The sequence below is a fragment of the Enterobacter sp. CFEC122 genome (assembly GCF_052983755.1).
The window spans coordinates 78,334-88,195 of record NZ_JBRIQR010000023.1 but is presented as its reverse complement, the minus strand read 5'-3'; the positions used below and the strand labels follow the sequence as shown (position 1 = coordinate 88,195).

General features: G+C 56.4%; 11 protein-coding genes. 6 read left to right on the top strand and 5 right to left on the bottom strand.

Annotated features, from left to right (window positions below):
• Positions 1-180 precede the first annotated feature (180 nt).
• On the bottom strand, positions 181-684 hold the full coding sequence (locus tag ACVCAM_RS16695) for a phenolic acid decarboxylase (RefSeq protein ID WP_320751903.1): 504 nt from the start codon (positions 682-684) through the stop codon (positions 181-183).
• Between the two features lie 99 nt (positions 685-783).
• Here ACVCAM_RS16695 and ACVCAM_RS16690 point away from each other — a divergent pair, with 99 nt between their 5' ends.
• The gene (locus ACVCAM_RS16690; protein WP_320751904.1) at positions 784-1,665 is read left to right on the top strand and encodes a LysR family transcriptional regulator; all 882 of its coding nucleotides are present in this window, start codon (positions 784-786) and stop codon (positions 1,663-1,665) included.
• Positions 1,666-1,697: 32 nt separating this feature from the next.
• Complete coding sequence (locus ACVCAM_RS16685) at positions 1,698-2,492, top strand: SDR family NAD(P)-dependent oxidoreductase (protein ID WP_021242161.1); 795 nt, start codon at positions 1,698-1,700, stop codon at positions 2,490-2,492.
• Positions 2,493-2,497: 5 nt separating this feature from the next.
• Here the strand turns inward: ACVCAM_RS16685 and ACVCAM_RS16680 are convergent, their stop codons facing one another.
• The gene (locus ACVCAM_RS16680; RefSeq protein ID WP_008503106.1) at positions 2,498-2,944 is read right to left on the bottom strand and encodes an NlpC/P60 family protein; all 447 of its coding nucleotides are present in this window, start codon (positions 2,942-2,944) and stop codon (positions 2,498-2,500) included.
• Between the two features lie 320 nt (positions 2,945-3,264).
• Here ACVCAM_RS16680 and ACVCAM_RS16675 point away from each other — a divergent pair, with 320 nt between their 5' ends.
• Positions 3,265-3,924, top strand: coding sequence for an HAD family hydrolase (locus ACVCAM_RS16675; protein ID WP_252075339.1), 660 nt, complete (start codon positions 3,265-3,267; stop codon positions 3,922-3,924).
• An 84-nt stretch (positions 3,925-4,008) separates the two neighbouring features.
• Here ACVCAM_RS16675 and ACVCAM_RS16670 read toward each other — a convergent pair whose 3' ends face one another.
• Positions 4,009-5,034, bottom strand: a complete 1,026-nt coding sequence (locus ACVCAM_RS16670) for a TerC/Alx family metal homeostasis membrane protein (RefSeq protein ID WP_021242159.1) — start codon at positions 5,032-5,034, stop codon at positions 4,009-4,011.
• A 163-nt stretch (positions 5,035-5,197) separates the two neighbouring features.
• The gene (locus ACVCAM_RS16665; RefSeq protein WP_008503110.1) at positions 5,198-5,596 is read right to left on the bottom strand and encodes a potassium channel family protein; all 399 of its coding nucleotides are present in this window, start codon (positions 5,594-5,596) and stop codon (positions 5,198-5,200) included.
• Between the two features lie 315 nt (positions 5,597-5,911).
• Here ACVCAM_RS16665 and ACVCAM_RS16660 point away from each other — a divergent pair, with 315 nt between their 5' ends.
• On the top strand, positions 5,912-7,249 hold the full coding sequence (locus ACVCAM_RS16660; RefSeq protein WP_025910226.1) for an MFS transporter: 1,338 nt from the start codon (positions 5,912-5,914) through the stop codon (positions 7,247-7,249).
• A gap of 34 nt (positions 7,250-7,283) precedes the next feature.
• Here ACVCAM_RS16660 and ACVCAM_RS16655 read toward each other — a convergent pair whose 3' ends face one another.
• On the bottom strand, positions 7,284-8,021 hold the full coding sequence (locus tag ACVCAM_RS16655; RefSeq protein WP_025910224.1) for an IclR family transcriptional regulator: 738 nt from the start codon (positions 8,019-8,021) through the stop codon (positions 7,284-7,286).
• A gap of 169 nt (positions 8,022-8,190) precedes the next feature.
• Between ACVCAM_RS16655 and ACVCAM_RS16650 the strand changes: the two genes are divergently transcribed.
• Positions 8,191-8,883 carry an RraA family protein gene (locus ACVCAM_RS16650; RefSeq protein ID WP_025910222.1) on the top strand — a complete coding sequence of 231 codons (693 nt, stop codon included), beginning with the start codon at positions 8,191-8,193 and terminating at the stop codon, positions 8,881-8,883.
• Positions 8,883-9,821 carry an NAD(P)-dependent oxidoreductase gene (locus ACVCAM_RS16645; protein ID WP_407223825.1) on the top strand — a complete coding sequence of 313 codons (939 nt, stop codon included), beginning with the start codon at positions 8,883-8,885 and terminating at the stop codon, positions 9,819-9,821. Before ACVCAM_RS16650 ends, ACVCAM_RS16645 begins: the two co-directional genes overlap by 1 nt.
• The last annotated feature ends 41 nt before the right edge of the window (positions 9,822-9,862 follow it).

Here is a 9,862-nt window from a genome sequence, read left to right as displayed (position 1 = left end):
CTAGCAGCCAATTGAAAAACAACAAGTTAATTTTATATTAAATATTTTTGATGTGATCTTCCGCAACATTTTGAAATGAAAACATTTAAACCAATCCTCAACAAACAAAAAAAATCCCGGCTATTTCAAAATAATATGAGATAGCCGGGAACTTTTCTATTTAGTTAATTGTCGCGCTTATTACAGGTTATCTGGAAAGTTTTTCGGTAATTCACTGGCCGCGCAGGCGATCACGCTTTCATTATTGGCACCGCAGTCGCGTACAAAGGTAATTGTGGCAAATTCATCAATCACTTCGGTTGGATACGCCGGGCCCGCATCACGGTAGCTGTTCATCAGCGGAATATGATCGTTCTGGAAGCAGACGGTTTTTTCCGGGTTGTTCATGACCCAGCGCGGGAAGAAGATGGTGCCGTGGAACAGTTTGTCGCCCAGGTTCACAATCAGGCTGACGTCGGTGCCGGTTGGCTCGGTCCAGGAAATTTTATAGATGCTTTCCCCTACCCGCACGATGTAAGCCTGCTGATCTTTCACCCAACGGTTGGCCACCAGACCGCTGTGAATACGGTAATCCAGAGTCGTCTCGTTTTTGACGTAAATCTCGTAGTTCCAGCCGTTGTCGTATGTGTAAACAAGGTGTTTGCCAACGAAGCCGTTTAAGTCGTGTTTGTCGAAGGTGTTCATAAGATGTCTCCTTTGTTTTGATGAGACGATCGTACCCCTTCAAAAATTGAATGAATAACGCTATGTTTTAATTAAATCCATCCAAATTTTAGATAAATTATGCATAAGACGACGCTGGAACAATGGTCTTTACTGGAAAGAGTGGTCGAGGCGGGCAGCTTTGCCAAAGCCGCAGAAGAAACCCACCGCAGCCAGTCCTCGGTGAGCTATAACCTGTCGCTGCTGCAGGAGCGGCTGGGCGTGGCCCTCCTGGTGCCGGAAGGACGACGGGCGGTGTTAACGCCGGCAGGAGAACTGCTGCTCAACCAGGTGAAACCGCTGCTGAAAGCCTTTTCGTACGTTGAGACGCGCGCAGCGACCCTTCGCAACGGGATGCGCACGCGGCTGGATCTGGTGGTGGACTCCATTTTCCCGCGCCGCCGCCTGTTTGCCATTCTGCGCCAGTTCCAGCAGCAGTATCCGCAAACCCAGGTACGACTCACCGAGGTGCTGGAAAACACCCGTAACGATGCCATTAACGACGAAGCCGATGTGATGGTCCTCACCCGCCGCCAGGACATGACCGGGCTCGGCGAATGGCTGATGAATATCGACTTTGTTGCCGTGGCCCACCATCAGCACCCCCTCTTTGACCTCGACGCGCCGCTTAACGACGACATGCTACGCCCGTGGCCGCTCATTCAGATTGCGGACAGCCAGCCCGCCGCGCCCGCGGCCGGTGAGTCATGGACCTTCTCCACCATCGATGCCGCCATTGAGGCCGTCCTCTCTCAGGTCGGCTATGGCTGGCTGCCGGAGGAACGCATCCAGACCCAGCTGGATCAAGGCATCCTGAAACGCCTGCCGCTGAGCCACGGTGCACGCAGAGCGACGCCGCTTCACCTGATTGTTAAGCGCTCCCTCGCCCCGCTTGACGAGCAGGTGGAGACGCTGCTGCGCCTTTTTAGCCAGGAGCCGTCATCCTCACCTGCTACGCTTTAAGGTCTGAACGTTAAAACGATAAGGAGCGGATGATGAAAATCGACTTTACGGGGAAAGTGGCGCTGGTGACCGCCTCAACCGGCGGGATCGGGTTCGCCATCGCCAGAGGGCTGGCAGAAAGCGGTGCCGAGGTGATCGTCAATGGCCGCAGCACGGAATCGGTGAATAAAGGCATTCAGCAGCTGCAGCAGGTGGTGCCGGGCGTGCAGGTGCGCGCCGCGATTGCCGATCTCAGCACGGCGGAAGGGGTCGAGTCGCTGCTGAAGGTGGCGAATAACGTCGATATTCTGGTTAACAACGCCGGGATTTACGGACCGCAGGATTTCTATGCCACCGACGATGAGACCTGGGAGCGTTACTGGCAGACCAACGTGATGTCCGGCGTGCGTCTTTCCCGCGCCCTCCTGCCGGGCATGGTGCAAAAGGGCTGGGGACGGGTGGTGTTTATCTCCTCCGAGTCGGCCTGCAATATCCCGGCGGATATGATCCACTACGGCGTGACCAAAACGGCGCAGCTCTCCCTGGCGCGCGGGCTGGCGAAGTTCGTGGCGGGAAGCGGCGTGACGGTCAACAGCGTCTTGCCGGGGCCAACGATGTCGGACGGTTTCGCAGAGATGATGAAGGATGAAATCGAAAAAACCGGTAAATCGCTGGAGCAGCTGGCGAAAGAGTTTGTGATGGCCAACCGCCCCAGCTCGGTGATCCAGCGCGCGGCCACGGTAGAAGAGGTGGCCAATATGGTGATTTATGTCTGTTCGCCCCAGGCTTCCGCCACCTCGGGCGCGGCGCTGCGCGTCGATGGCGGCGTGGTAGATGACATCATCTGAGGCTGTCAGGCCGCACTGCCTGCAACCCGACGGGCAGTAATGTAGTGCGCCTGCCAGTAAGCATCCGTCAGGGTTGAGACCGTGACGCCCTGGCTGCTGGAGGCATGAATAAACTGGCTATTGCCAATATACACGCCGACATGCCTGCGGTTCGGACCCGTCTGGAAGAACACCAGATCTCCGGGCCTCAGGCGGTATTGCGTCACCTGCACCCCGCGGTGGATCTGCTCGCCGGTCGTGCGCGGTAAGTTAAGATGCGCCACATCGCTGAACAGGTGCTGCATGAGCGCGGAGCAATCTACCCCGCGGCGCGTGGTTCCGCCCCACTGATACTGGGTCCCCTTCCACTTTTGGTATTGATCAAGGATGCGCGCGCGCAGCGGGCCCGTATCCTGTTGCATCAGTGCAGATTTCGCTGGCGAGACGGCCAGGTCACTGTTCATCGATAGCATCGACGCGGGGAGTTGAAAACTGAATGCAGAAAACGAAGCAAAACTTAACGTCAGGATTGAAATAAACGATCTAAGAGTCATATCAAGAAAGCAGTAGTGAGTGAGTTTTTCCTTACCTGTGGGGCCAAAGGGTTCCCCTGAATATCGTGCGATGTGGCGATAATATAGACAGATCGTTTTTTCACCAATTCTTATCGAGGCCAAAAATGGACTCACTTTGAGATCGCAAGATCGAGAAAAAAATGGTGGTGATGTAAGGACTGTCCTGGTAAAGCAGGTAAACTGATCCACAGAATGTGTATTTCAGCTAAGACGTATTTATGACCAATATGATTGCCGACGAGACGGTGGCGAAATCCAGCGTGCTCTCTGTCTTTGACTTTGATGGGACGTTAACACACCACGACAGCTTTATTCCTTTCCTGCGCTTTGCCTTCGGGAAACGCTACTTCGCGGGCCGTCTGGTGCGTATGGCGCTGCCCACGCTCCACTGCGTGCGTCGCAAGCTGACGCGCGATGAGCTAAAGGAAGTGCTGATCAAAACGTTCCTGACGGGCGTGGATGAACACTGGTTGCGCCAGCAGGCGGAAGCGTTTTGCGAAAAATACTGGAGCAAGCTGATGCGCCCCGAAGGGATTCTGGCCGTGGCGGCAGAGGTGAATTCCGGTGCGGAGGTGACCATCTGTTCCGCGTCTCCGGCGCTGGTGCTCCAGCCGTGGGCTGACAAACTGGGCATTAAGCTGATTGGCACGCAGCTGGAAGTGAAAGACGGCAAGCTGACGGGGCGCATCACGGGCCACAACTGCCGCTGCGCCCAGAAGGTGGCCAGGCTGGAAAAAGTGTATGGCGATCTGAACGCCTATCACCTGCGCGCCTGGGGGGACACCCGCGGCGACCACGAGCTGCTGGCAGCGGCGCAGGATCCGCACTGGCGGCACTTCCACCCGCCGCGCAAGCGCCGCAATTCACCCATCAAGTAGCCTTTTTGCCGGGTGGCGGCTGCGCCTTACCCGGCCTACATTCGAACTGTAGGCCCGGTAAGCGAAGCGCCACCGGGCGGTACATCAGGCGTCTCGTTTACCCGGGAACATCACGCTCGCAATAATTCCCAGCGCCAGCACGCCCAATACCACAAACAGGCTGGCCGTCGCGCCAATGCTGTAACCGTGATGCCAGAAGTGATCGGTGGCATTTAACCCCAGCTTGAACGCCACGAAGAACAGCAGTAGCACCACCGCTTTCTCGAGATGCACCAGATACTGCTTCAGCGCTTCCAGCACGAAGTAAAGGGTACGCAGGCCGAGGATAGCGAACATCATGGCGCTGTAGATAATCAGCGGCTCGCGGCTGACGGCGATAATGGCCGGCACGGAGTCAAACGCGAACATCACGTCTGAGAGTTCCACCACCGCCACGCAGAGCAGCAGCGGGGTCGCATAGCGCTTCGCCTTCTTCACGCGCCCAACCATCACGTCCTGGTTTTCCGGCTTTTCAAGCTCCGCATCCACCTCTTTCTGCGTCAGAATAAAGGCGTTGCTGCTGATTTTCGGCCAGACCGGATAGAAGCGTTTCACCAGGCGATAGGCGAGATGACCCGAGTAATCTTCCACTTCGTCACTCTCTTCATTGCGTCGGAGCATCATTACCGCCGTCCAGCCGACGACCAGCGCGAAAATCACTTCGACGTAAGGCCCCAGACTTAACAGGCTGGTGCCGATAGCCACGAAAATACCGCGGAAGACAATCGCCCCCAGCACGCCCCAGTAGAGCACGCGGTGACGGTACTTATCCGGCACGCCGAACCAGGCGAAGATCGCCATCATCACAAACAGGTTATCGACGGAGAGCACCTCCTCCAGCGCATAACCGGTGAGGAACAGGCTCGCCATCTCGGCGCCGTGGTGAACGTACAGGAACCCGGCGAAGGCCATCGCCATCATGACCCAGAAGAGGGACCACATTGCGGCGCTTTTCAGCGAGATCGGTTTATCGTGACGGTGCATAAAGAGGTCGATAAACATCGCCCCAACGGCCATCACTACAAAGACAACAACGGTTTCCGTCGGGAAACCGAGATGAGCAGCAGACATACAAAACCCTTTTATAGAGGCAAAGCACAGCACCATGCAGGCTGGCGTAAACCAGCAGAGAAAAAGGGTGGGCTGTTTATCACATCCACCCTCAAAACCGCAGCGCGACGGCCGCGTAAGGGGTGTACTTTACCTTACCAGATGGGGATTGCACATCTACCGTTTAGGCGCTCATGCCACGCAAACGCTGCAGCACTGCGACCAGAACCGCCACAGACCAGCCTACCATCAACGCGCCCACCAGTCCTTCCACCCCGCCGATGAGCCGCCAGTGCTGGGGTAACGTGACGTCGCCGTACCCTACCGTCGCATAGCTCACCAGCGAAAAGTAGAAGCTGGTGTTCCAGTCATTAAACGCGTCGATGACAAAATAAAAGGCAGCAAACAGCCCGGCCTCCAGGAGATGGGCGAAAATCATAGAGATAACGATACCGACATTGCGTAAAACAATGCGTACCGCAGAATCGACGTCTAACGTGATGAATTTTAAAACGCCAAACATCCACAGCGAATGAATGACCACGGTTAGGGTAAGCAAAATAATAATGCTGAGTAGCTGCATGGTACGTGCTCTGACCAAAAGGAGTATGGCCCCGCGAACGCGGCGTGGCATCTGGTCGAAGCTTAGTTGAATGGAGAGGAAAAGTTGGTGCAATAATTGCGTTACGTGATTATTTCTCTGCCAGCACGTCATGCTTGCGGCTGGTCAGCAGCCTTGAGCGATATCCGCAGCGCACTATCTGTGAGTCACCTCTTATTTACATCATTTAAACCTTCCATTAACTGGATAAAAAGAACGCACCGTCGCTATAGTGGTTTTGTTTAATAAAACCAAGTTGTACCTAATAAAACAAAGAACACACCCTGCGAGGATACAATGACAGAACATTTACGTAACGGCGCGACCGCCACCGAGGACATAGAAAGAGAGACGATGCGGAAGGTGATCTGGCGTATTCTCCCGTTTCTGATTGTCAGTTACCTGGTCTCGATTATCGATCGCGGGAATATCGGCATGGCTTCGCTGCAGATGAATGAGGACCTTGGCCTCAGCAAAGCGGCGTTTGGCTTCGCCAGCAGCCTTTACTTCGTGGCCTATTTCCTGTTTGAGGTGCCGAGCAACCTGGCCATGCAGAAAGTCGGCGCCCGGCTGTGGATCCCGCGCATTATGATCAGCTGGGGCATCGTCTCCATGGGCATGGCGCTGGTTCAAAATACCACGTCGCTCTATATCGTCCGTTTTCTCCTCGGGGCAGCGGAAGCAGGCTTCTTCCCCGGCGTCGTGCTGTATCTGACCTGGTGGATCCCTGCCCGCTACCGCGCGCGCATTATTGCGTCCTTTATGGTCGCCATCCCGCTCGCTAACTTCATCGGCTCCCCGCTTTCCGGATTGATACTGTCGCTGGATGGCTGGCTGGGTCTTCGCGGCTGGCATCTGCTGTTCATTATTGAAGGCTTACCTGCGGTGCTGCTGGGTATTGCGGCCTGGTTTATTCTCCGGGATCGCCCTCATCAGGCGAAATGGCTCAGCGATGAACAGAAAAAGTGGCTGGAAACCACCCTTGAGACCGAGCGTAGCCAGCAAAAGAACATTGGACACCAGACGACGTGGCAGCTGCTGAAGCATCGCCAAATCTGGCTGATGGCGCTGATTTACGCGGGCGCATCGTCCGCGGGCACCACTATTAGCGTCTGGTCTCCTCAGCTGCTGAAATCCTTCCATCTTGATAATCTGCAAACCGGTCTGTTTAACGCCATTCCTTACGGTCTGGCATCGGTTCTGATGATTGTCTGGGGACGACACTCCGATCGCACCAATGAACGCCGCTGGCATACTGCGCTGACGCTGTTCATGATTGCTGCCGGTGTGTTCGCTGCCTTTGTCAGCGTCTCGCTCTTTGCCACTATTGTGATCCTGAGCATTATCCTGACGGGCGCATATTCGATGAAAGGGCCTTTCTGGGCGCTGGCGTCCGGCTGGATGAGCAGCTCCTCGGCGGCGGCAGGGCTGGCCGCAATTGGCGCCATCGCGAACCTGATTGGCGGGGCGGTCATGGTAAATGCCTACGGCATGATCAGCGAGCAAACGGGCAGCTACACGTTGGCTATGCTTCCGCTGGCCGCGCTGTGCCTGGCCGGGGGTATCGCGGTACTCATTATGGGACGACAGGCACGCAACGCTCAGCTACACGAAAAACAGGTCACACATTCGTGATGACAGAAGCGGGACACATGTCCCGCTTCTGCGTTTAAAGATTTTCTTCCGCCGCGTCGCTCGTTTCACCAAAGAACTGCTGACAGAAGGGCTTACTGGCTCCCATTTTCTGCGACAGACGGCTGGCCGCCACCTTCATCAACGGGCCTATCTCCTTCTCACGACGATCTTCCGTCAGCCGTGAGATGGGGCCGGTCAGGGCTAACGCCGCAACCAGCTTGTCGTGAACGCCGAAGACAGGCATCGCAAACGCCGCGGTGTGGGGATCGCGTGCGCCTGACGTGTAGAAAGGGAGTTCAGCGTCTCCCTCTGGCAGGCTCTCATTGAGCCCCCAATGGCGCAAGACCTTACTGATGGCCGAATTATCGAGCGGGAACTGGCTGCCGGGAAGATTGCTGTGTCGCAGGCCGTGCGACGCTTCCGCGCGAAACAGGCAAAGGCGCTGCCCACCCTCCAGCACATACCAGCTGGCGCTCTCCTGAGACGCCAGGGAGAGCGCCTGAAGCTCTGGCTGAACCACCCGCGAAAGATGGAAAGATTGTTCATACAGCTTACCGAGGTAAAGCAGACGTGGGCCAAGCGCATAATTGCCGTCTTCATGCCTGACGACGTAATTCATCCGTTCAAGAGAATTCATCAAGCGGTAAACCGTGGTTTTGTGATAACCCGACAGCTGTGCCAGCGCGGTCAGCGTCAGGCTCTCATCCCCAGGACGGAAGCAATCCAGTAAAGCCAGCGCTTTTTCAACCGCTACAACGCCTTCATTCCCCATCATTATCTCCTTGTTAGCCCGGCAGTGAGTGTACCTCAAATTTTGTGAGTCACTTCGTGTTTACATCACAAACGCCACCTCGGGTCTGGCTAAAAGGAAAGCAACACCGCTATAGTTGTTTTGTTCTGTACACCTGCATTGTACTCAGTAAAACAATATGGAGGCATTCATGTCCGTTCCTGAAAAAAAACCGATTAATCGCCAGTTCGAACGCGTTTCTGCCGAGGACGTTCGTCGGGCTGCCGAGTATCAGGCAGCCATTCTGGCCGACGTGGCCGGTCGCCGCGGTACGCTTCACGGCCGCATCAAACCGCTGGCTCCTCACATGTCCGTTGCGGGTCCGGCCATCACCGTGGAAGTCCGTCCGGGTGATAATCTGGCGATTCATGCCGCGATGGCGGTTGCGCAACCCGGCGATGTCCTAGTCGTCGATGGCAAAGGCGACCTGAGCTGCGCGCTGCTGGGCGAAATCATGGCCACTCAGGCTCAGGCGAGCGGCATTGCGGGCATCATTATTGACGGTGCTGTACGTGACGCCGATTCCCTGAGTAAAGGTCACTACCCTGTCTTTTCTGCCGGTCTGAACCCCTGCGGCCCGACAAAGTTAATTTCTGGCCGGGTTAATCATCCCATTTCAGTCGCCGGGGCGACGGTTCAGGCCGGGGATCTGGTTGTCGCGGATATCGACGGCGTGGTCGTCATCCCGCGCGATGAGGTTCAGCAGGTTATCGCGCTGGCAAAAGAAAAGCTGGAGATGGAGACCCGGCGTCTTGCCGCCATCCGTGAAGGCGATTTGCGTCCACACTGGCTTGATGACGCGCTTCGTAAGGCAGGTATGTTAGCTGACGGGGAGACGCTGTGATGGGGGGCAAAGACGTAATTCTGGTTACCGGAAGCGACCTGGCGGAGCAGGCCATGGTGATGCTGCAGGGCTTTGAGGTGGTGTTTGCGGGCCGCCAGCCGACAGAAGATGACCTGATCGCGCTGTGTGAACGACACAATCCCGTGGCGATTCTGGTTCGTTACGGCCGGATCACCGCGAAAGTCATGGATGCCGCCCCGGCTCTGCAGGTTATTTCCAAGCACGGAAGCGGGATCGATGTGATAGACCAGACGGCAGCGGCCGAGCGCAATATCGCCGTCCGCGCTGCCCCAGGCGCAAACGCGGCGGCAGTGGCTGAACATACCTGGGCGCTGATCCTCGCCTGCGCAAAGTCCGTGGTGCCTCTGGACAAGCGGTTACGGGACGGGCACTGGGATAAGGCAACGCATAAATCCATTGAGCTGGAGGGATTAACCCTGGGGCTAATCGGATTGGGCGCTATCGGCTCGCGCGTGGCAACTATTGGTCATGCCTTCGGCATGAAGGTGCTGGCTTACGATCCCTATGCTAAATCGATGCCTGCCCTGTGCGAACGTGCAGAGACGCTGACCGGACTTCTTTCCCGTTCCGATGTCATCTCTTTGCACTGTCCGCTAACCGATGAGAATCGGGGAATGCTCAATAGCGAGGCGCTCGCACACTGCAAGCGGAACGCCATTCTGGTCAATACGGCACGCGGTGGACTGATCCACAGTGAATCGTTACTGGCGGCGCTCCGGGATGGCACGCTGCACAGCGCAGCGCTGGACAGCTTTACCCAGGAGCCGCTGACGGCGCCGCACCTCTGGCAGTCCGTAGAAAACGTGGTGATTTCACCGCATATTGGCGGCGTTACCGCCGCGTCATACATCAAGATGGGGACCGTGGCCGCGGGCAATATTCTGGCCGTGACGGATGCCACCACCGTCAGCTCGTAAAGCCAAGCGTGACGAGTGGCAGCACGCTGATGTCACTTGTC